The organism is Acidocella sp. C78 (assembly GCF_907164655.1).
In genome coordinates, this window is the sequence record NZ_CAJQZK010000078.1 from 79336 (window position 1) to 100114 (window position 20779).

Sequence of the window (20779 nt, forward strand, 5' to 3'; positions counted from 1 at the left end):
AAACTCAACATCCGGCCCATCCGTGAAATGCTTCAGCGGATTCGAGGTGCCGGATTTTTGAGCAGCAATGTGATTAGGCACGACATCCGCCTCCTCGAGCGGGAGCTGCTTCAGCCTGAGTGTAATACCCGGAGGGCTGTCCGCGGCCGGTAGGTTTGGTTCATCGGCCGGAACTGATCCTGCTCCTCGGTCTCTGGGGTGAGAAATCCGGCGACGCGAGAGTTTAGCCGCGCGATTTCCTCGCGTAGCGAATGGGTCGCTGCGGAAGTCTGCTCGACCATGGCGGCATTCTGCTGCACTGCCTGGTTCATCTGCCCGGCGGCAATGTTGATTTCGGAAAGATTGCCCGCCTGGTTCCCTGCCGCATCGGCGATCTCGCCGACAATCCCGTGCATTTCCGCGACATGACGCAGAATGGTGTCGAGCGCGGTGCCGGTTTCGCCCACCAGCCTCACCCCATCGCCCACCTGTTTGGACGACCTCGCGATCAACGCCTTGATTGATTTCGCCGCTTCGGCGGAGCGATGGGCCAAGGCGCGCACCTCTGACGCCACAACCGCAAAACCCCGCCCCGCATCGCCGGCACGCGCCGCCTCGACGCCGGCATTCAGGGCCAGGAGGTTGGTCTGGAACGCCATTTCGTCGATCAGTCCGATGATCTGATCGATCTCGCGCGATGAGGTTTCGATGCCGTTCATCGCGATCACCGCCTCGCTGACGATCTTGTGTGAGCGGTGTGCTGCAGCGCTGGTCGCGTCCACCGCCATGGCCGCCTTGGCGGCGTTGTCAGCGGTCTTGCGGATATCGCCGGTAACACCGTCGAGCACGGTGCTGGTCTCTTCCAGGGCTGCTGCCTGCTGCTCGGTGCGCCGCGCCAGATCCTCGGCCGCCTTGGCAATCTTGCCGACCCCGAGGCTGATCTCTTCCGTGCTCAATTTGACCCCGCTGATGCTTTCGCCGAGCGTGGCAATCGCGGTATTGAAGTCTACCCGCAGCCGATCGAGCGAGGGGATCAGCGCCTCGCCGATCCGCGCCGTGAGGTCGCCGGCCGAAAGACTTTCGAGCGCCGCGGCGATGCGCGAGAGGTTATGCATCCGCTCGGTGATGTCGACCGCGAACTTCACCACTTTCACGACCTTTCCCTGTGTGTCGAACACGGGGTTATACGTCGCCTGCAGCCAGACCTGCCGGCCGCCCTTGGCGATGCGTTCGAATTCCGAGGAGAGATACTCACCGCTGCGCAGATGCGCCCAGAACGCCGCGTATTCTGTGCTGGCAGCGAATTCGGGCCGGGCGAACATGCTGTGTTTGCGGCCAATCACCTCGTCGCGGGTGTAGCCCATATACGAAAGGAAATTGTCGTTTACATCGAGAATTGTGCCATCCAGCCCGAAGGTGATGATCCCCTGAGAGCGGCCGATTGCGGCAAGCACGCTCGCGTTTTCCGCCGATTGCTCTTTCTGCCCGGTGATATCGAGGGCGACCTTGACGATGCGGATGACCTTGCCGCTCCTGACGCGCACGGGGTTGTAGGCCGCGCGAAGCCAGATCGCTTCGCCAGCCTTGCCGATCCTGCGGAATTCGCCCGAACGGGGTTTTCCTGCAGCAAGCTCGGGCCAGAAACGGGCGTAGTCTGAATTGTCCCGCTCGGCAGTGTCCAAAAATATGCGATGGTGGCGCCCGACAATGTCGCCGAGCCTGTAGCCTGTTGCCTCCAGGAATTTTTCGTTTGCGGAAAGAATTTCACCGTCTGGAGAAAAACTGATTACCAGGAAGGAATTCTGCATAGAGGCAAAATTCTGGGAATTTATCGCAGCCTTCGCTGATAAAAACATTTTTACCCCAAAATGTCGAAATGAAACGATCGTTCTTGTATGTTATGAGTATCAAGCCAGATCATTAACGGAAAGTTTCGCGGAATTCCGAATTTCAGGTCAGTCAGCCATGCGCCGTGTGCGTTCGGTCCTAATATTCAAGATAATCCAAAGGCATTTTTCTCGATATCACAAAAACGTGATATTCGAGAGCGTCAATTTTTCATATGTAATCATGTCAGCAGGAGTGACCAACTGCTGCCGGTTCCGTCAGGTCTGGCCAAAAACGCCATCGCCTATGGGCGGCGCAGTGCCAACTTGCGTGGCATCGGCAGCTCGGCCACCCGATCCGGTAGATTGTTCAGCGCCTTCCACAGCATCCCACCCATCCGCCGTAGCATGTGCTGGCGCTGCGGCGTGCGTTTCAGCGCGGGCAGGTAGCCGGCCAGCAATTGCAAGACGAAGCGCCGCTGCTGCGCCATTGCGTCGACGAGGTTACCGTCGCTGGTCACCGCCGCGAGCGTCGCAATCACCGGTTCTTCCTCGATGTCGTTCATCCGGCAGAAGCTGCGCAGTTCGTCCCAGGGTGAAACCCCACGCTCACGCAGCATCTTGTAGTTCGGTCCGCCGACCGGACGGGTATGGCGCACCTGCACCGCATCAATGATCGCGATCTGTGACGCGGGCTCATCGACCAGCTTCGGCCAGACGAAATCAAGCCCCCACCCGCTGAGGTTGGCGTTGAACAACGGCACCGCCCGTTCCAGCACCGCGGTCGTGAAGCACGGGGCCATGACCTCGACATAGTTGGTATAGCGGATTCGGAACCGGTTATTATGCAGCGTGGTCAGATGGCCGAAATAGCTGCTGTGCTCGAGTGAAGGCTGCGCCACCTGGAGATTGTGCCCGGACATGATCCGGAACAGAAGGTCGATCTGGTCCGACGTGGTGTCGAGGTCATCATCCGGCAGCCAGACATAATCATAGTCCCGCAAAAAGCGGGGGGTCTCCTGCAGCAATAATTGCAGCGCCGGCCATTTCGGTCCTTTGCTGTCGATCCGTTCGATATCGGGCCGGCGGTAGAGTTGTTCCTGCTCGCCGTAATAATTTACAACAATGTCCCAGGTTCGTGCGTCGCCGCCGGCGAGCCAGCGAGGATGCAACGAATTGTCGCCCGCCCGCACGATCACGAGGTTGCGGCGTCGGCCGGAAATCTGCCCGTTCATGGCGCTGAAACCCTTATCCTCAAAACGATTTGATTATCCAGATAATGGCTAATTCCTGCTGGAACCAGCGAAACATCGGCAAATCCAGGCGAGTATCCCATTACATCCCCACCGCCGCGTCATCCCGCACCCGGTCGCCGGCCATGTTGCCTTGCCGCGCGGTCTCGCGCAGCCGGTCTGCCAGCCGCAGCGCGAGCGCCACGATCATTTGCGTCGGGTTTGCGTGGCTCGAGGTCGGGAACACCGAGCTTCCCGCAACGAACAGCCCGGCGACCCCGTGTATCTGGCAGTCTGGGTCGACCACGCTGTCAGCCGGCGAGCGCCCCATCCTCGTGGTTCCGGTCGGGTGTGCGACATCACGGAATGTCTCGGGCAGCGTTCCGCTGTCCGCCACCCAGGCGTCGGGCCTTGCGGACGGAAGGCCGAGCCGGGTGAACTCAGCGCCGAGAACCGCGGTCATCCGCGTCATGGTTCGGATGTCCTGGTGGTTTACCCGCCACTCTATCCGTGCGTGCCGCAGTCCGAGCCGATCTCGCCGTGCCGATAGCGTGACCCTGCTGTTCGGGTCCGGCATCTGCTCGACCATGCAAACGAGGTCCAGCCGGTCGATCTTGCGTGGCAGGCCGATGCGCCGCACGAGATAGTCGTGTGCTCCGCGCATGAGTAACCCGGCATGGGTCGTCACCCGGCCTATGGCCCGCACCCCACCGCGCCCGCGGGTCAGTGCCTTCAGCGCGTTCCAGGGATCATCGGCGGAGATCCGTCCCTCCAGCCAGGCGCTGCAGTTGAGCAGTTCCTCCGCCTCCTGCAACGCAGGACTCAGCCGCCACCCGAGTGCGAAAACCTGTCCGTTATTCAGCCGGTAATGGCCGAACACACGCCGCAGCGCAGCGCTCCCGCGCAGCGCGAACGTGGCGGTCGGCCCGCGCAAATGATCCATCAGGTGCCGCCCCACCAGATCGCGCCCGTTGCCGATGCCGCCCGGCACTTGGCTGTCGGCGTTCAGCAGCAGCCTTGCATTTTCGATCCCGCCGCAGCAGATCGCCACCATCCCGGTGGCGATCCGCCGCCGCGCCCCGTCCGGCCCTGCCAGCGTGATGCCGCTCACCCGGTCGCAGGATGGGACGAGATGGATGTCGCAGAGCGTCGCATTGGTAACCAGCGTGACATTGTCGCCGAGTTGCGACTTCAGCCTCTGGCCGAAGCGCATGTAATCCCGCCTCCTCGTCGTATCGCGCGAGAACTGCCACAGATGCGGAAGTACCAGAGTTGGGTCGAATTCCGGCAGCGGGCATCGCCGGCCCGCCAGCGCCCAGAACCGTGCGTCGGAAAATCCGGTTCCCGGATCGAGGCCGAGATAGGCGGCGGCGCGGTCGAGATAGGGGGCAAGGTCGCGCGGCGCCAGAGGCCAGCCTGAATGAGGCACCCAGGGGCGGCGCACGAAATCGATGTCATCGAACGGCACGCACCGCCCGCTCCAGGTGTGCGATGTGCCGCCGAGAATGCGGTTGCGCACCAGCCACTGATCCTCCACCCTCGGATAGCCGGCCTGCTCAACCTCGTTGAGCGCGTCGGCCTCGACCTGTCGCGTCTCGTCGCCGCTTTCCAGGAGCAGGATCCGTAGACCCGACCCGGAAAGCTCCCGCGCCAGCGTCGCCCCGGCCGGCCCCGTCCCCGCGATGCACAGATCCGCGGCGCAGTCCGCCTCTGGCAGGTCCGCCGGGACGCGGAAATTTCTCATCCGCTCACCCGCGGCCCTGCGCCGCCAGCCAGCGCCGCGCCCCGGTGAGCGACTGGTTGATGACCTGGTCCATGTCCAGATACTGATATGTGCCGCAGCGCCCGATGAATTCCATCCGCGTCTCGCGCGCGGCCAGATCCTTATAGGCCGCATACAGCGTCTGATACCGGCCGTCCGCGGTTCGCACCGGGTAATACCGTTCCATCCCGTTGTCGCGGTAATCGCACGGCTCCTCGGTGGTCACGCTGCGCCGCCCGGTCTGCCGCCTGCGGTGATGGGGCAGCGCATCCCACCACGTCTCCCTGGTGAACGGTCCGTCATCGGTGAAATTGACCACCGGTGCCGGGGGGGGCGGCCCATCTGGCTCGCTGCGGTGATGGAAGCGGATCGAGCGATAGGGCAGGTCGCCCAGCTCAAAGTCAAAATACTCGTCAATCGGCATCGCGTTGAAGCAGAAGGCGAATTCCTTGAGCATCGCCCGCTCGAATCTGGTCCCCAGCCTCACCTCGATGCCGGGATGCCCGAGAATTTCGCCGAACAGCGCGGTATAGCCGTCCACCGGCATCAGTTGCGTGTCCTCGCTCGCGAAATAGGTATCGACCCTGTCCGTGCGCAACGGAATCCGCTTGACCACCGCGGCGGCCATGTCCTCCAGCTCCTGCTGCCACATCTTCCGGGTGTAGGGGCGGAAGAACAGGTCGGTCAGCTCGCGGCCGATGGTTGCGTAGAGATGTTCGGCGGCATTGCGGGGCTGCGGAAAATCGAGCGCCACCCGGGCGAGATGCGCCTGCACCTCGGCGCTGGTCTCGTAGTTCGTGCCGAACACCATGTTGACGGTGTCGAGATTGATCGGCAGCGGAGCCATCCGCCCATCCGGCAGCTTCGCGCGAACCTTGTGCTCGTAGGGGACAAACTGCCCGAACCGGCGGATCCACTCCAGCACCGGCGCCGAGCGCGTATGGAACAGATGCGGACCGTAGACATGCACCCGTACCCCGTTCTCGTCCTCCTGGTCATAGGCATTGCCGCCGATATGCGGGCGCTGGTCGATAACCACGACCCGGTATCCCGCCTCGGCCAGCGTGCGCGCATAGACGGAGCCCGAAAATCCTGCCCCGACCACCAGAATCGTCATATCCGCTCCCTTGCCCATCCTGTGCCCCGACACGCTCAGTCGGCCTCTGCCGGCAGGCTGGCGTCGGCGCGCCGCGCCTGGCGTTCGAGCCACGCCGTCTCGATCTCGCGCAGTGCGTGGCGCAGATCTAGCGCCGGTTTCTCGATGAAATGCCACGATATTGCAGCCGCCCCAACCGAGAGCGGCAGCGCGATCAGAAGATTGCCTTCCCAGCTGCGCGCCGCTGGCAGGAACTGCCAGCACGCCTGCTGGATCATGAAGCTTGAGAGATAGATGCCATAGGAATAGTCGGCTTTGCCCAGCCACCGGCGCTTCGGATTTCTGAGCCCCAGATAGACCGTGACATAGGCGGCGGGCAGCGGCGCAAGGAAGTCGCCATAGGGTATGAAGCCGAGGCAGGACGCCGCCACCGCCGCCGCGACGAGGCAGAGCGGCCGCGAATACGGTACGATATCCCGATACTGGTAGAGGCTGACCCCCCAGAGCGAGCAGACAATGAGAAGCGCGCCGTTGGGCATGCCCGGTACCGGCACCAGCACCCCGCCATGCCGTATCAGGGTTGTGGCCAGATATGCGAAGGTCATCCCCACCGCCGCGGCCGGCGCAAGGCTTCGCCTGCGGCTTAGCCCCAGCACAGCCAGCCCGGCGAGCACGACATAGCTCGCCACCTCGAAGGGAATGGTCCAGAGTTGCCCGTTCACCACCCCAGGCAGCGGGTTGTCGATAAATACGCCTGGCAGCCCGAAATGCACGCTGCCGACGATGTTCAGCAGATAGGTGTAGAGACTGGGGCTATGGAAATATCGTCCAAGCGTGTCGCGCGTCGCCAGAGGTCCGAGCACGAGGGCCGCCAGCAAGACCTTGAAGGTCAGGGCGGGCATCACCCGCAACCCCCGCAGCCCGAGAAACAGCGCCACGGTGCGGCATCGCGCCAGACTCCCGGCCACGAGGAAGCCGCTGAGTGCGAAAAAAGCCGGCAGGATGAACCGCACGAGCGGGCGCAGCGGGCTCAGAAACACCGCCATTTCCGCCTGCATCCCGTGCGATACCGCGGCGACGTGCAGAACGACTACAGACACTGCCAGAATCAGTCGCAGGTCGTCGAAACCGCTGCTGCGGCCGCCAGTTTCCGCCATACGGCCAGATATCGAGGTGGTCCTCACGCTGTGTCCTGTCTGTCACCGTTTGTGGGCCGACCGAGCCATGTCGCCGCAACCGAAATAAATTTAAATTAACAACATCGCAATAAAAATAATTAGATTTTTTTTATAATTTTACTTTTTTTGAACAGATGGCTGACTGTTTGCCAAATGTCACGCGATTTGCCACCAAGTGCGGGTGCCCAACCTTTTCCTCTCCTTGCGGCCTTCCCTCCGTGGCCTGAGCTATGCGGCATTCGCGGGATTTTGCGTCGCTCTCGCGGCCGTGGTCGCGTTGCGTGGCAGTATGGGAAGGGCAGGGGGCGGCACGCGGATTGACCTGTCCGTCTATCACGTCACATTCCTCGACCGCTTCCAGACCCTCAGCCTCTCAGCCCATGGGCCCGACACGGTATGGAGCGCCCACACGCCCTGGGGAGGCGATTTCGGCGACGCCGCCTTCGCCAATCCCTCGCCGGAAGTGTTCCGTATCACCCCGCAAGGGCTTTCCATCATCGCCAGCAAAACGGCAGGAGGAAAGTGGCGTTCCGGGCTGATCAGCTCGGCCTATCGGGACAATGATCCGCATGCCGGATTCACCCAGAAATACGGATATTTCGAAATGACAGCGGAATTGCCGGGTGGAATGGGGACCTGGCCGGCGTTCTGGCTGATCGGCATGGACAAGCGCGACTTCGCCGACGAGATCGACGTGATCGAGTATTACGGCGGCTTTCCGCGCTACTTCCATGCCACCGAGCATGTCTGGGTGCGCGGCCGCAACGCCCTGCTGCGCAGCCGACTGGTTCGGGTTCCGGACGGTCTGCTGACCTCCCGGTTCAATCGTTTCGGGGTGCTGATCACGCCACGGACCACGAGTTTCTATCTCAACCGCCGCCGTTTCTGGTCGACCCCGACGCCGCCGCAATACCGCCAGCCAATGTATATGCTGGCCGATCTCGCGCTCGGTGGCGGCTGGCCGATTGGCAACCTCACCTCGCCGCTGACCCTGCGCATCCGCCAGATCAAGGTCTGGCAGCGCGACCGGCCGTGGCCATGCGATCGTGAAAATTAAATTATGCAGGTCTCGACAGACAGTGTTGTTGGATCAAAAAAATTACTCTAAAAAAATAATTTCGTATTTATTATCATTTTTTAAACAACCCTGATGCTTTGATGGCGTGTCGGGGTGAGGAGAGCCGCCATCCAGGCCCTGCGCGACATATCGGCCCGCCAGTCCGACCAGACCACGCATTATCTCGTCCTCGACGGTATGCGAGGCATCGCCGCGGTTACCGTGCTGGCATTTCACGTCACGGAATATTTCCGTCTGCCGTTCAAGCCCGTCCACGGCTATCTCGCCGTCGATTTCTTCTTCATGCTCAGCGGGTTTGTCATCGCTCACGCCTATGACCGGCAGTTGCGCGGCGGCATGAGCTTTCCCGGCTTCCTGCGCTTGCGGCTGATTCGGCTTTATCCCCTTGCGGGGCTCGGTGTGCTGTTCGGCACCGCCGGCTATCTCGTTGCCGCCACCGCCCCCGGCGGTCCCGGCGCCAGCGCCGTCCTGCGGGCAGCGCTGGCAAACGCGCTGCTGCTGCCCACCCGATCCCTGCTTGGCTTCCGCCCCTGGGCCTTCCCGCTCGACACGCCGCTATGGTCGCTATCGATCGAGTTGATGGTGAACATTATTTACGCTTTGTGCTTCCGCTGGCTCACGCGCGCCAGCCTTCTCGCCACCTGCCTTCTCGGCGCCGTGCTGATGGGCGCTACCGCGTTGCATTATCACGGGCTGAATGCCGGCTATCGCTGGATCGATCTTTGGGCCGCAGCGGCGCGGGTGGTCTTCCCCTTCTCTGTCGGCCTGTTGATGCGCCGTGCCATTCTTCCATCCCCTGCCGCGGCGCCGGCGCGCGCCGCCTGGCGCACCGCCGCGCACGCCACGGTGCCGCTGCTTCTCCTGCTCCTCGCCGCGCCATTGCCGCTGGGTGCCTGGTTCGATATCGCGGCGGTGCTGCTCGCTTTTCCGGCCCTGGTCGCTGCCGGCGCACTCGCCACGCCCAGCCGCCGTCTTGATCCGGTCTGGAAATGGCTCGGAGCGCTCTCTTATCCGCTCTACGTCCTGCATTACCCGCTGGTCGCCGGGCTCGCGGACCTCGCGAATCATCACTTGCATCGCCTTGCTCCAGAACTCGCACTTCTTGCGGCCCTGGCCTCGATCGGCCTCGCCTGGGCGGCTGGCCGGTTCTATGATGTGCCATTGCGCCGTTGGCTCAACCGTGCCGGCCGCGAAGCTGTAAGGCTGCCCGCTGTCGTGCCGCCGGGTGCCGGCTGAGCTTCGCCTGCCCCGCCTCTGTTCATCTTCAATGACGCAGCGAACGGCGCTATCCTGTCCAAAATCTGTGCTGCTGTTGTTACATCACACCATCCGGGCCGCGCAGCGAAGGACACGAAATGCATCTTCCCCATCCGGAATTTCACCTCCTTGGCCGTACCGGCTGGCTCCGCGCCGCTGTGCTCGGCGCCAATGACGGCATCATCTCAACCGCCAGCCTTATACTCGGCGTGATCTCGGCCAGCGGGGTCCGGCACGATGCGTTGGTCGCCGGCGTCGCCGGGCTGGTCGCTGGCGCGATGGCCATGGCCGCCGGCGAATACGTTTCCGTCAGTTCCCAGGCGGATACTGAGTCCGCCGCACTCGACAAGGAGCGCGCCGAACTCGCCGAAAATCCCGCATCCGAACATGCCGAACTTGCCGCAATCTACGTCGCCCGTGGTCTCGACCCTGATCTTGCCGGCGCGGTCGCCACCCAGCTCATGGCGCATGACGCGCTTGGCGCCCATGCCCGCGACGAACTCGGCCTTACCGAATTCACCGCGGCCAATCCGATCCAGGCGGCACTCGCCTCGGCCGCCACCTTCGCCATCGGCGCCGCAGCCCCGCTCACCCTCGCCGTTGTCTTGCCGAAGCCAGTTCTCACCGCCGGGATCGGTCTCGGCGCCCTCATCTTCCTTGCCGTGCTCGGTGCCGTCGGTGGCCGCGCAGGGGGCGCACCGATGGTCAAACCGGCGATGCGCGTCGCCTTCTGGGGTGCCCTTGCCATGGCTGCCACCACCCTGATCGGTCATCTTTTTGGCGCCACAGTGTAAGCGTGTTCGTGCTGCCTCGGCCCTTCACGCTCTTCCGTCACCGGCCTTCCTCCGCCCCTCGGATGGCGAGGGGGCGCGGGATCGGACGTTCAGCCCGCGACCAGAACGTCCCTGATCGCCCCGGTCAGGCGCGCCAGTTCGTCCTGCGCGATGGTCAGCGCCGGGGTGAGATAGACGATGTCGCGGAACGGCCGGATCCACGCCCCGCGCGCGACGAACCGCTCCCGCAACCCCGCCGGATTTTTGCTCCGCTCCAGCTGCACCACGCCGATCGCCCCCTTCACCCGCACATCGACCACGCCCGGCAGCCCCCGGCACGACTCCAGCCCCTCGCGCAGCCAGGCCCCGATTTGCGTGGCCTGCCCCAGCCGGTCCTCGGTCTCGAACAAATCGAGCGAGGCATTCGCCGCAGCGCAGCCGAGCGGATTGGCCATGAAGGTCGGCCCGTGCATCAGCGCCTTCATCGGGTCTTCGCCGAGAAACGCCTCGTACAGGTCGCGGTGCACCACGGTTGCCGCCAGCGGCGAGGTCCCGCCCGTCAGCGCCTTCGACAAGGTGACGATATCCGGCGTCACCCCCGCCTGCTCGAAGGCGAACATCGTTCCGGTCCGCCCGAACCCGGTGAAGATCTCGTCGAAGATCAGCGTCAGCCCATACCTGTCCGCCGCCGTCCGCAGCGTCCGCAGCACGGCCTCGTCGTGAAACACCATGCCGCCCGCCCCCTGCACCAGCGGCTCGACGATGATCCCCGCGAGCTCATCCGCGTGCCGCTCCAGCAGCGCCGCGAACGCGGCCTCCGTCGCCGCATCCCGGGGCAGGGGCGCGATCACATGCTCCTGCAACAGCCCGGCGAACAGCGCGTGCATCCCTTCCTCCGGGTCGCACACCGCCATCGTCGCCAGCGTGTCGCCATGATATCCGTCGCGGAAGGCGAGGAATTTGTGCCGCCCGCGCTCGCCGCGATTGAGCCGCGCCTGCACCGCGACCTTCATCGCCACCTCCACCGCGACCGAGCCGGAATCGGTGAAGAACACCCGCTCCAGCCCGTCCGGCATCATCCCTGCCAGCCGCGTCGCGAGGCGATAGGCCGGCTCATGCGCCAGCCCGCCGAACATCACATGCGGCATCGAATCGAGCTGGGCCGCGACCGCTTCACGGATGTGAGGATGATTGTAGCCGTGGCACGACGTCCACCATGAGGCGACGCCATCGATCAGCACCCGCCCGTCGGCCAGATGGATGCTAGATCCCTCCGTCCGCACCGCCGGCAGCGGCAATGGCGCGGTCTGCATCTGCGCATAGGGCAGCCAGACATGCCGCCAGCCGCGCTCCAGCCAGTCGCTCACGAAAGCTTGGTCATCCCGAGCCTGTCGAACAGCGCATTGTCGCGCGCGGCCGCCGGGTTCGCCGTGGTCAGCAGCGTGTCGCCGTAGAAAATCGAGTTCGCGCCGGCGAGGAAACACAGCGCCTGCGCCTCGTCGCTCAGCGCCTCCCGCCCGGCCGACAGCCGCACCCAGGATTTTGGCATGCTGATCCGCGCCGCCGCGATGGTGCGTACGAAATCGATCGGGTCGATCGGCGCGCTCTCGCCGAGTTTCGTGCCCTTCACCGCGACCAGCGCGTTGATCGGCACGCTCTCCGGCGGCGGATCGAGATCGGCGAGGGTCGCCAGCAGCCCGGCCCGGTCGTCGAGATCCTCGCCCATCCCGATGATCCCGCCGCAGCAGACATTGATGCCCGCATCCCGCACCGCCGCCAGCGTGTCCAGCCGGTCCTGGTAGGTGCGGGTGGTGATGATGCTGCCGTAGAATTCCGGCGAGGTGTCGAGATTGTGATTGTAATAGTCGAGCCCGGCCGATTTCAGCCGCGCCGCCTGGTCCGGCCGCAGCATCCCGAGGGTGACGCAGGTTTCCATCCCCAGCGCCTTCACCCCCTCGACCATCGCCGCCACCCGGTCGAGATCGTGGTCCTTGGGCGAGCGCCAGGCCGCCCCCATGCAGAAGCGCTGCGCCCCGGCGTCCTTCGCCCGCTGTGCCGCTTCCAGCACCGGGGCGATGTCCATCAGCTTCGACGCCGGCACCCCCGCGTCGAATCCCGCGCTTTGCGGGCAATAGCCGCAATCCTCCGGGCAGCCGCCGGTCTTGATCGAGAGCAGGGTGGAAATCTGCACCTGGGTCGGGTCGAAATGCTGGCGGTGCACGGTCTGCGCCTGGAAGATCAGCTCGGGCAGCGGCAGCGCCAGCAGGGCGGCGATGCGCGCCCGCGTCGGGGACGGCATGGCAGCAGCGGCAGCAGCGGCAGCAGTGGAAGAATCGAGTGCGATGGACATGGCAAGCTCCGATTTGCCCCAAGGGGTCGAACCGGTGATAAACGCTGCATCCGCGTTCGTGAAGCTTTTGCGGCAGATTGAGACAGGATGACCACGCTCGACCAGTTCGCGACCGACAAGCTCGCCCGGCTCGAGGCCGGCGCCCTCCGCCGCCGCCTGCGCCCGACCGCCCGCGCCGCCGGCGCGATGTTGGAGCGCGACGGGCAGCGGCTGATCTCGTTCTCCTGCAACGACTATCTCAACCTCTCCACCCACCCGGCGGTGATCGACGCCGCGATCGACGCCGCCCGCCGCCACGGCGCCGGCGCCGGCGCCTCCCGCCTCGTCACCGGCGACCATCCGCTCTACCGCGCGCTCGAGGCGCGCCTCGCCGCGCTGAAACAGACGGAAGACGCCGTGGTGTTCGGCTCGGGCTTCCTCGCCAATACCGGCATCATCCCGGCGCTGATGACGCGGGACGATGCGATCTTCGTCGACGAACTCGCCCATGCCTGCATCTGGGCCGGCGCCCGCCTGTCCGGCGCTGCGCTGCACATCTTTCGGCACAACGACCTCGTTCATCTCGCCGAACTTCTCGCCGCCCATCGCCCGGCCGCCCGCCACGCGATGGTGGCGACCGATGGCGTGTTCTCGATGGATGGCGACCTCGCGCCCGTGGGCCAGATGCTCGCCTTGGCGAACGCGCATGACGCCTGGCTGATGACGGACGACGCGCATGGCATCGGCGTCATCAACCAGGGGCGCGGCTCGGCCCACGGCCATAGCGTGCCGTTGCAGATGGGGACGCTGTCCAAGGCGGTGGGCAGTTATGGCGGCTATCTCTGCGCTTCGCATGTCGTGTGCGAGCTGATCCGCAACCGTGCCCGCAGCTTCGTCTACACCACCGGCCTGCCGCCGGCGGTGGTCGGCGCCTCGATCGCGGCGCTCGACCTGATCGCGGCCGATCCCGCCCTGTGCGCCGCCGCGCTCGCCCATGCAAGCCGCTTCTGCGCCGCCCTGGGCCTGGCGCCGGCCGAAAGCCCGATCGTGCCGCTCCTGCTCGGGACCGCCGAGCGCGCCCTCGCGGCCCAGACGGTGCTGGAGGCGGCGGGCTATCTCGTCGCCGCCATTCGCCCGCCCACCGTGCCCGAGGGCACGGCGCGGCTGCGCTTCGCCTTCACCGCGGGGCATTTACCAGAAGACGTCGACCGTCTGGCCCAACTCGTCCGCACCAAAATCATGGGGAGCGCATGAGCCATTTCTTCATCACCGCATCCGGCACCGAGATCGGCAAGACGCATGTCGCCGCCGGCATGATCCGGCATTGGCGGGCCGGTGGCGTTTCCGCGCGGGCGCTCAAGCCGGTTGCCAGTGGCTATGACCCAGTCCTCGCGGCAGAGAGCGATGCTGGCATTCTGTTGCGGGCGATGGGCAGGGCGGCGGTCACCGACGATGACGTTGCCGCCATCTGTCCCTGGCGGTTTCCCGATCCGATCTCACCCGACATGGCGGCGGCGCGATCCGGCCGGCGCATTCCCTTCGATGCGCTCGTCGCTTTCTGCGAGACCGCGCTGGCCGAGGCGCGGGCCCCGCTGCTGGTCGAAGGCGTCGGCGGCGCGATGGTACCGCTGGATGAAACGCATACCGTGCGCGACTGGATCGCCGCACTCGGCCTTGAGGTGGTGCTGGTCGCTGGCGGGTATCTCGGCACGATCAGCCATACGCTCTGCGCCGTCGAGGCGCTGCGCGCGCGCGAGATTCCGATTGCCGCGATCGTCATCAACCCGATGGAACCGCTGCCTGTACCGGTTGGACAGACGCAGGAGACGCTACTGCGTTATCTCGGCACCAGCCCGCCCCCGTTGCTGGTGGATGCGACGCCGGACTGGTTTGCCTGGCTCGACGCGGCCGCCCGACGCTGAGGGATCATGCCCCTCGCGCGCGTGTTGACACCCCCAAAAATCCTATATACCGGTTATCAATAATCTGCGAGGGGAGGCCGACCGATGCGCGCTCTTTTGCCGGATTGCCTGGGCAAGCGGCAATATGTTGCGGCGCGACCCTTCCCTGCACTCTCCACCCGGCTGCGTATTCTGCAGAAGCGATGCACGACACGGCGCCAACCTTGTCAGTTGCCCGCCCTCGAACCGTCGCGCCGGGAGGGGGAATAAGACGTCCAATCAAATAAAATCGAGGGAGATGAAACCAATGATCGGAAAATTACTCGGCGGCGCGGGCATGATTGCGCTTCTGTGCGGTGCGGGTGTGGCCCATGCAGCATCCGGCACGATCGAGATCGGCATGATCGCCGATCTGACAGGCCCCGCAGCGCTCAGTGGCCAGCACAAGGTTGATGGCGCAAAGCTCGCCGTTGACGAGATCAACGCCCATGGCGGCATCGCCGGCAAGAAGATCAAGCTGATTGTCGAGGACGATCGCGGGCAGAATCAGGCCGGCGTCTCGGCCTATCAGAAGCTCGCCGCGAATCAGAACATTGTCGCCATCATCGGCTCGATCCGCAGCACGATCGTGCAGGCGACGCTGCCTTATGTCGCGCGCTACAAGATCCCAACCATGATCGGCGGCACCGATCCGAAGCTGACGCATGTCGGCAACCAGTGGGTGTTCCGTTTCCGGCCGAACGATACCTATGCGTCGGCAACGATGGCCCAGTACGCGGTAAAGACGATGGGCAGCAAGAACGTCGCCGTTCTTTACGATACCGACGCTTTCGGTGCGGCCGGGAATGCGCTGCTCAAGGTGGCGCTGGTGAAGAACGGCGCCAAGGTTGTCAGCGATCAGGGCTATACCACCGCGACGCGGGATTACACGTCGTTTCTGGAGAAGGTCAAAAGTTCCGGCGCCGATACGCTCGCAACCTACATGACCAATTCCGAGGACGAGGCGCAGATGCTCAAGCAGCTGCGCCAGCTGGGTCTCAAGGTGAAGATCATCGGCTCGACCTCGATCGCGACCTCGGTCTGTATCCAGCTTGCTGGCCCCGCGGTCGACGATACCTATGGCGTGTCCGATTTCGTGGCTGATGGCAACGATGCGGCGAAGGCGTTCACCAAACGTTATGTTGCGAAATATAACAGCCAGCCCGACGTGTTCGGTGGGTGGGTCTATGACGCGATGAACGTCCTCAGCCGGGTCATCGCGAAGGATGGCACCGCGCCGGCCGCGATCCAGAAGGGCATTCGCGCGGTGAAGGGCTATCACGGGGTCGAGGGCACCTACACTTTCGACACCAACGGCGATGGGCTGCACGGCTATTGGGTGGTCAAGATCAAGCATCGGAAGGTGATCCCGATTAAATATGTCGGCTGAATGCCGGGCGTCGTCCGGGTGGCTCGTCTCCCGGACGGCGCATTCGTTTTCTGCCGGAATGAAAATCAGCTGACCGGGATATTGTCTGCGTGTTCTCCGAATTCATCCAGCTGACCATCGCGGGACTTGCGGTCGGCAGCATCTATGCGCTGATCGCGCTTGGCTTCGTGCTGATCTATACTTCCGTCAATGTGGTGAATTTCGCCCAGGGCGATTTCGCGATGATCGGCGCCTATTTCATGGTCAGCCTCGTCGTTGTGCTGCATCTGCCTTGGTGGCTCGCGCTGGTACTTGCAGTGGTGGCAACCGGTCTGGTCGGCGCGCTGTTCCAGCTGCTGATCTTTCAGCCGGTGCGAAACCGGCCGCGCAACTTCCTGCCGGTGATGATCGCCACTGTCGGTGCCTCGGTCTTTCTCGAACAGGCCTTCCTGCTGATCTATGGACCGATACCTTACCAGCTGCCGCCGATCTTCAAGGCTGACTCCGTCGCGGTGTTCGGCGTTCATGTCTATCCGCAATACATCGTCATCATCGTTGTCACCGCGGCCATGGTGGCGCTGTTGAACTGGTTTCTCGAACGAACCAAGCTCGGCAAGCAGTTGCAGGCGACGGCGCAGGACCCTGACACGGCGCGGCTGATGGGGATCCGCGTGGCCTGGATGGCGGCGCTGACGTTTGCGATCAGCACCGCGCTCGGCGGGCTTGCGGGATTGCTGATCGCACCCGTCTACACGGTGACGGCGACGATGGGGTCGAGCATCGCGCTCAAGGCTTTCGCCGCGGCGATCGTCGGCGGATTCGGGAGCATGAAGGGGGCGATCGTCGGCGGGCTCGGCATCGGGCTGATCGAGACCTATGGCGCGACCTATATCTCGGGATCGTATCGCGATGCATTTCCGTTCATCGTGCTGATCCTGTTCCTGATCTTCCGGCCATACGGGCTGTTCGGTGAAAAAGTCTCACAGAAGGTCTGACCGGCGCGCCGGCGGCTTCAGGAAAACGACAACATGATCAGGTCGATCGCCAGGTTCCTGCCCTTCATCGCACTGCTGGTGCTGATACCGTTCCTGCTGCCGGGTGGGCGGCTCGGATCGTATTATCTCACGCTGCTCATCCTCTCGCTGTCTTATGCCGTCGCGGCGCTCGGGCTGACGGTTCTGCTCGGTTATTCGGGGCAGATCTCGCTGGCCCAGGCAGCGTTTTTCGGGATCGGCGCCTATACGTTCTCGGTTCTCGCGGTGAACCATCACGTCGGCTACTGGAGTGCTGCGCTGGCGGCGGTGGTGGTGACCACCGGCTTCGGCCTCTTCCTCGGCGCGATCTCGCTCAGGCTCGCCAGCCATTATCTCGCGCTGGTGACGATCGGGTTTCAGATCATCACCGAGCTTGTGCTCAACAACTGGAACGCCATGACCGGCGGTGCCGACGGGATTTCCAACATCCCCCGGCCGAGCCTGTTCGGCTACGCGATCAACAGCGACCACGGGTTCTATTTCATCTCCGTCGCGGTTCTCGTGCTGGCGAGTTATGTTGTGTTCCGCCTGCGCCATTCGCGGCGGTGGCGTCTCGGATTGTGTGGAAATTGCCTTGGGCGGCGTCTCCGGCTGGTGGAACATGACGAGGTCAGGCGACGAGATCAAGATGCATTGAGGCGGGAGGCTCTCCGAGGCTCTGCCACCCGTCGACTTTGCGCATGGAGATCTGTCCGGATGCGAGCAATGACCAGAACAACATCGCCGCGGTTTCGGCCGAGGGCAGGACGGTCTGGGTCTTGATCCGGCGCTTGAACTCCTCATGCAGACGTTCGATCGCATTCGTCGTTCTCGCTGATCTCCACTGGCTTTGGGGCAATCGTGTGAAGGTGAACAGCCGATCGCCGGCTTCTTCGAGGCTGTCGGCTACACCGCGGCATTTCAGACGCCATTTGGCCAGGAACAGCCGACGCCGGCGCATCACCTCGGCACTGGTTTCGGCGTAGATCATGTCGTTGTAGTCGGCGGTGATCTCCTCGTGCAGGGCGTCTGGCGCATGGGCCAGCAGGTTTCGGTGCTTGTGCACGGTGCAGCGTTGCGTCGGCACGTTTGGCCACAGGCTGGCCAGCGCACGTTCGAGGCCGGCGCCACCATCGATCAGCAGCAGTTCCGGAGTGCGCAGGCCGCGGGCGATGAGATCATCGAGCACGGCGCGCCAGGCGGCTTCGCTTTCGCCTCCCATGTTCTTCACCGCCAGCAGCAGCTTCTGCCCATCGCGGCGGACACCAAGCACGACCAGCAGCGAGATGTTGGTCGCTTTCCGGTCGAGCCTGACCTTCACCACGGTGCCGTCCAGGATCAGCCGGACGATGTCATCATCGGCCAGACTGCGCCGGTTCCAGCCTTCCCAGTCCGCCTTCACCTTTCGCCAGGTACGACTGACCACGTCCTTGCCTACCGCCCCCTTGAACAACGCCCCCAATGCCCGCTTCACCCGCCGTGTGTTCGTGCCGGCGAGATAAGTCGCCGCAATCAACGCCTCCGCCTGTTTCGTCATCCGCGCATAACGAGGCAGTGCGGCGCTGCGCCATTCGGCGGTTCCACCTTCAGGCTTTGGCATCCGACCCCGCGGCACCGTGATGTCGAGCGGTCCGAACGAGCCGAGGATTTGCCGATGACGGACACCGTGACGATATCCGGCCGCCGCCTCGCCATCCCGATGGTATCGCCCCCGCCCGAGCGCCGCCGTCAGCTCCTCCTCGAGCATGGTTTCAATGAACCCTCGGATCCGATCCCGAACGCCCGTCTCGATCGGGTCGAACCACGCCGTCCCATCAAACAGCCTGGCTTCCGGCGTTCCTGTGCTATTCTTCTCCATGGCGTGATCTCCATCGGCGCTACAACGCCGAGTCTGGTGGTTGAACTCACCCGGAGATTACGCCACCCAGAATTTCCACACACTTCACGACGCCACCTTCGCGGCTGGGCGGCGCGCTGTTCGCCCTGCGCGAGGATGAAATCGCCGCGTCGGCAAACGGAATCAGCCTGTTCCGGACGAAGGTTCTCGCCTTCGCCGTCTCCGCCGCGCTCGCCGCGATGGGCGGGATTCTCTATGCTTCCGGCTCGCTCTATATCAGCCCGAACGTGTTCAACTTCTACCAGTCCGTCTCCTTCTTCGCGATGGCGCTGGTGGGCGGGCAGGCTTCGATCGTCGGCACCACGCTGGGCGCCGGGCTGATCACCTTCCTGCCGGAAGTGCTGCGCTTCCTGCATGCCTATTACATCGCGGTCTATGGCGTGCTGGTCGTCGTCGTCGTGCTGTTCATGCCCGAAGGGCTATACGGCTTGCTGCTGCGCGGTGTCGGCGCGGTGACGACGCTGGTGCTGGGGCGACGCGAGGATGGTCGGGACGAGGTCGCACATCTCAAGTCTGACGCGGTGCCTGAACGGCCAGTGGCCTCGGATCGGCCGCTTCTGGAAATTCGTGATCTGGCCAAGCATTTCGGCGGCATCAAGGCGGTCAATGGCGTGTCGCTGACGGTCAATCGCGGTGATGTGGCGGTGCTGATCGGGCCGAATGGCTCGGGCAAGACGACGGTGCTGAACGTGCTGAGCGGGATCTACACGGCGACGGCGGGATCGATCGTCTATGACGGGAAGGAGATCACCAATCTCGGCCCGACGCGGATCAACCGGCTCGGCATTTCACGCACCTTTCAGAATATCCGCCTGTTTCCCGAACTGACCGCGTTGGAGAATGTGGCGGTCGGTCATTACCGGCGGGGAACGGTCGGGCTCGCGGGGGCGCTGCTATCGCGGCCGCGCGGCTATCGCGAGGAACGCGAGGCGATGGAAAAGGCAAGGGAGACACTGCACTTTCTCGGTTTCGTCCGGCTCGATGTAAAGGCGAAGAACCTGCCTTACGGGCAGCAGCGCATCGTCGAGATCGCGCGGGCCATCGTCTCCGGCCCCGAGCTTCTGCTGCTCGATGAACCGGCGGCGGGGATGAACCACGAGGAAACCGAGGTGCTGTCGCAGATCCTTTACCGGATCCATGCGCTGGGGGTGACGATGCTGCTGATCGAGCACGACATGAGCTTCGTCTCCAGCGTGGCGACGCGGGCCTATGTGATGGATTTCGGCCAGAAGATCAGCGAGGGATCGGTGAAGCAGGTGCTGTCGGATCCTGCCGTGATGAAGGCGTATCTGGGTGACGATGTCGAATATGCTTGAGGTCAGCAACATCCAGTCGCGCTACGGGCAGGTGACCGCCCTGCACGATATCAGCATCGAGGTAAGGGCGGGTGAGGTCGTCGCCCTGCTCGGCGTCAATGGCGCTGGCAAGTCGACCACGCTCAAGACGATTTCCGGTCTGCTGCACCCGACGCGCGGTGAAGTCCGCTTCGAGGGCGAGCGGATCGACCGGATGGCGCCGGAGGCGATCGTCCGCCGCGGCATCGCGCATGTGCCGGAAGGGCGGCACGTGTTTCCGGGGCTTACCGTGCGCGAGAACCTGATCATGGGCACGTCGAACCGGAAGGTGTCGCGCGCCGAAACCGAGCGTGACATCGAGGGGATTCTCGAAATCTTCCCCGATCTCAAGCGGCTTTACACGCAGATGGGCTGGTCGCTCAGCGGCGGGCAGCAGCAGATGCTGGCGATCGGGCGCGGGCTGATGGCGAAGCCGCGCCTGCTGATGCTGGACGAGCCCTCGCTCGGCCTCGCACCGGTGATCGTCAAGCAGGTGTTCGCGACGATCGCGCGGATCAACGCCCAAGGGACGACGGTGCTGCTGGTCGAGCAGAATGTCAATCTGAGCCTGAAGGTCGCGCATCGCGCCTATCTGCTGGAAACCGGGCGGATCGTGCGGGCGGATACCACCGAGGCGCTGCGCGCTGATGAGGGATTCCGCGCGGCGATGCTGGGTGCCGGCGCCCACTGACGCCAGCGCCGCGGTCACATGACGC

At 64.1% G+C, this 20779-nt stretch carries 17 protein-coding genes and 1 pseudogene; 10 read left to right on the forward strand and 8 right to left on the reverse strand.

All coding sequences use genetic code 11. The features are described from left to right. Positions 1-110: 110 nt before the first annotated feature. The 5 genes from ACIDOCELLA78_RS86440 to ACIDOCELLA78_RS86460 all read right to left on the reverse strand — a co-directional run bounded on the left by ACIDOCELLA78_RS86440 (position 111) and on the right by ACIDOCELLA78_RS86460 (position 7052). Positions 111-1787, reverse strand: a complete 1677-nt coding sequence (locus ACIDOCELLA78_RS86440) for a PAS domain-containing methyl-accepting chemotaxis protein (protein WP_249675489.1) — start codon at positions 1785-1787, stop codon at positions 111-113. 323 nt (positions 1788-2110) lie between these two features. After that, a complete protein-coding gene (locus ACIDOCELLA78_RS86445; protein WP_201728280.1) occupies positions 2111-3040 on the reverse strand; it encodes a DUF707 domain-containing protein in 930 nt (309 codons plus the stop codon). A gap of 100 nt (positions 3041-3140) precedes the next feature. Continuing rightward, positions 3141-4781: a GMC oxidoreductase gene (locus ACIDOCELLA78_RS86450; RefSeq protein WP_201728281.1), complete on the reverse strand. Its 1641-nt coding sequence runs from the start codon at positions 4779-4781 to the stop codon at positions 3141-3143. A gap of 4 nt (positions 4782-4785) precedes the next feature. Further along, on the reverse strand, positions 4786-5916 hold the full coding sequence (locus tag ACIDOCELLA78_RS86455; RefSeq protein ID WP_201728282.1) for a UDP-galactopyranose mutase: 1131 nt from the start codon (positions 5914-5916) through the stop codon (positions 4786-4788). Between the two features lie 35 nt (positions 5917-5951). After that, entirely contained in the window at positions 5952-7052 is a 1101-nt protein-coding gene (locus ACIDOCELLA78_RS86460) for an acyltransferase (protein WP_283770824.1), read from the reverse strand. Between the two features lie 202 nt (positions 7053-7254). Between ACIDOCELLA78_RS86460 and ACIDOCELLA78_RS86465 the strand changes: the two genes are divergently transcribed. The 3 genes from ACIDOCELLA78_RS86465 (at position 7255) to ACIDOCELLA78_RS86475 (ending at position 10202) form a co-directional block, all read left to right on the forward strand. Further along, a complete protein-coding gene (locus ACIDOCELLA78_RS86465) occupies positions 7255-8130 on the forward strand; it encodes a glycoside hydrolase family 16 protein (RefSeq protein ID WP_214006276.1) in 876 nt (291 codons plus the stop codon). A 114-nt stretch (positions 8131-8244) separates the two neighbouring features. Next, a complete protein-coding gene (locus ACIDOCELLA78_RS86470) occupies positions 8245-9387 on the forward strand; it encodes an acyltransferase (protein ID WP_201728285.1) in 1143 nt (380 codons plus the stop codon). Positions 9388-9506: 119 nt separating this feature from the next. Then, positions 9507-10202: a VIT family protein gene (locus ACIDOCELLA78_RS86475; protein WP_201728286.1), complete on the forward strand. Its 696-nt coding sequence runs from the start codon at positions 9507-9509 to the stop codon at positions 10200-10202. 89 nt (positions 10203-10291) lie between these two features. Here ACIDOCELLA78_RS86475 and ACIDOCELLA78_RS86480 read toward each other — a convergent pair whose 3' ends face one another. Next, positions 10292-11548, reverse strand: a complete 1257-nt coding sequence (locus tag ACIDOCELLA78_RS86480; protein WP_201728287.1) for an adenosylmethionine--8-amino-7-oxononanoate transaminase — start codon at positions 11546-11548, stop codon at positions 10292-10294. Further along, a complete protein-coding gene (bioB, locus tag ACIDOCELLA78_RS86485) occupies positions 11545-12531 on the reverse strand; it encodes a biotin synthase BioB (RefSeq protein WP_201728288.1) in 987 nt (328 codons plus the stop codon). Before bioB ends, ACIDOCELLA78_RS86480 begins: the two co-directional genes overlap by 4 nt. Positions 12532-12618: 87 nt before the next feature. Between bioB and ACIDOCELLA78_RS86490 the strand changes: the two genes are divergently transcribed. From ACIDOCELLA78_RS86490 to ACIDOCELLA78_RS86510, 5 genes and pseudogenes are all read left to right on the forward strand, one after another. Then, positions 12619-13764 (forward strand): aminotransferase class I/II-fold pyridoxal phosphate-dependent enzyme, encoded by a 1146-nt coding sequence (locus tag ACIDOCELLA78_RS86490; RefSeq protein WP_201728289.1) that lies wholly within the window; start codon positions 12619-12621, stop codon positions 13762-13764. After that, a complete protein-coding gene (gene bioD / locus ACIDOCELLA78_RS86495) occupies positions 13761-14432 on the forward strand; it encodes a dethiobiotin synthase (protein WP_201728290.1) in 672 nt (223 codons plus the stop codon). The genes ACIDOCELLA78_RS86490 and bioD overlap by 4 nt, the downstream gene beginning before the upstream one ends. Positions 14433-14556: 124 nt before the next feature. Beyond that, positions 14557-15840 carry an ABC transporter substrate-binding protein gene (locus ACIDOCELLA78_RS86500; RefSeq protein WP_249675492.1) on the forward strand — a complete coding sequence of 428 codons (1284 nt, stop codon included), beginning with the start codon at positions 14557-14559 and terminating at the stop codon, positions 15838-15840. Positions 15841-15929: 89 nt separating this feature from the next. Then, positions 15930-16814 carry a branched-chain amino acid ABC transporter permease gene (locus ACIDOCELLA78_RS86505; RefSeq protein WP_201728292.1) on the forward strand — a complete coding sequence of 295 codons (885 nt, stop codon included), beginning with the start codon at positions 15930-15932 and terminating at the stop codon, positions 16812-16814. 33 nt (positions 16815-16847) lie between these two features. After that, positions 16848-17381: pseudogene (locus ACIDOCELLA78_RS86510) on the forward strand (branched-chain amino acid ABC transporter permease); the annotation flags it as partial. 82 nt (positions 17382-17463) lie between these two features. Here the strand turns inward: ACIDOCELLA78_RS86510 and ACIDOCELLA78_RS86515 are convergent. Continuing rightward, on the reverse strand, positions 17464-18690 hold the full coding sequence (locus ACIDOCELLA78_RS86515; protein WP_201728293.1) for an IS256 family transposase: 1227 nt from the start codon (positions 18688-18690) through the stop codon (positions 17464-17466). Between the two features lie 104 nt (positions 18691-18794). On the opposite strand from ACIDOCELLA78_RS86515, the gene ACIDOCELLA78_RS86520 reads away from it, so the two are divergent. Next, positions 18795-20045: a branched-chain amino acid ABC transporter ATP-binding protein/permease gene (locus ACIDOCELLA78_RS86520; RefSeq protein ID WP_283770826.1), complete on the forward strand. Its 1251-nt coding sequence runs from the start codon at positions 18795-18797 to the stop codon at positions 20043-20045. Continuing rightward, positions 20038-20754 (forward strand): ABC transporter ATP-binding protein, encoded by a 717-nt coding sequence (locus tag ACIDOCELLA78_RS86525; protein WP_201728304.1) that lies wholly within the window; start codon positions 20038-20040, stop codon positions 20752-20754. Before ACIDOCELLA78_RS86520 ends, ACIDOCELLA78_RS86525 begins: the two co-directional genes overlap by 8 nt. Positions 20755-20779 lie beyond the last annotated feature (25 nt).

Bases quoted from the DNA above. Each gene is read 5' to 3' on its own strand.
- ACIDOCELLA78_RS86445 (WP_201728280.1), bottom strand. From the start codon at position 3,040: ATGAACGGGCAGATTTCCGGCCGACGCCGCAACCTCGTGATCGTGCGG.
- bioD (WP_201728290.1), top strand. From the start codon at position 13,761: ATGAGCCATTTCTTCATCACCGCATCCGGCACCGAGATCGGCAAGACG.
- ACIDOCELLA78_RS86455 (WP_201728282.1), bottom strand. From the start codon at position 5,916: ATGACGATTCTGGTGGTCGGGGCAGGATTTTCGGGCTCCGTCTATGCG.
- ACIDOCELLA78_RS86500 (WP_249675492.1), top strand. From the start codon at position 14,557: ATGTTGCGGCGCGACCCTTCCCTGCACTCTCCACCCGGCTGCGTATTC.
- ACIDOCELLA78_RS86525 (WP_201728304.1), top strand. From the start codon at position 20,038: ATGCTTGAGGTCAGCAACATCCAGTCGCGCTACGGGCAGGTGACCGCC.
- ACIDOCELLA78_RS86515 (WP_201728293.1), bottom strand. From the start codon at position 18,690: ATGGAGAAGAATAGCACAGGAACGCCGGAAGCCAGGCTGTTTGATGGG.
- bioB (WP_201728288.1), bottom strand. From the start codon at position 12,531: ATGTCCATCGCACTCGATTCTTCCACTGCTGCCGCTGCTGCCGCTGCT.
- ACIDOCELLA78_RS86440 (WP_249675489.1), bottom strand. From the start codon at position 1,787: ATGCAGAATTCCTTCCTGGTAATCAGTTTTTCTCCAGACGGTGAAATT.
- ACIDOCELLA78_RS86450 (WP_201728281.1), bottom strand. From the start codon at position 4,781: ATGAGAAATTTCCGCGTCCCGGCGGACCTGCCAGAGGCGGACTGCGCC.
- ACIDOCELLA78_RS86475 (WP_201728286.1), top strand. From the start codon at position 9,507: ATGCATCTTCCCCATCCGGAATTTCACCTCCTTGGCCGTACCGGCTGG.
- ACIDOCELLA78_RS86460 (WP_283770824.1), bottom strand. From the start codon at position 7,052: ATGGCGGAAACTGGCGGCCGCAGCAGCGGTTTCGACGACCTGCGACTG.
- ACIDOCELLA78_RS86490 (WP_201728289.1), top strand. From the start codon at position 12,619: ATGACCACGCTCGACCAGTTCGCGACCGACAAGCTCGCCCGGCTCGAG.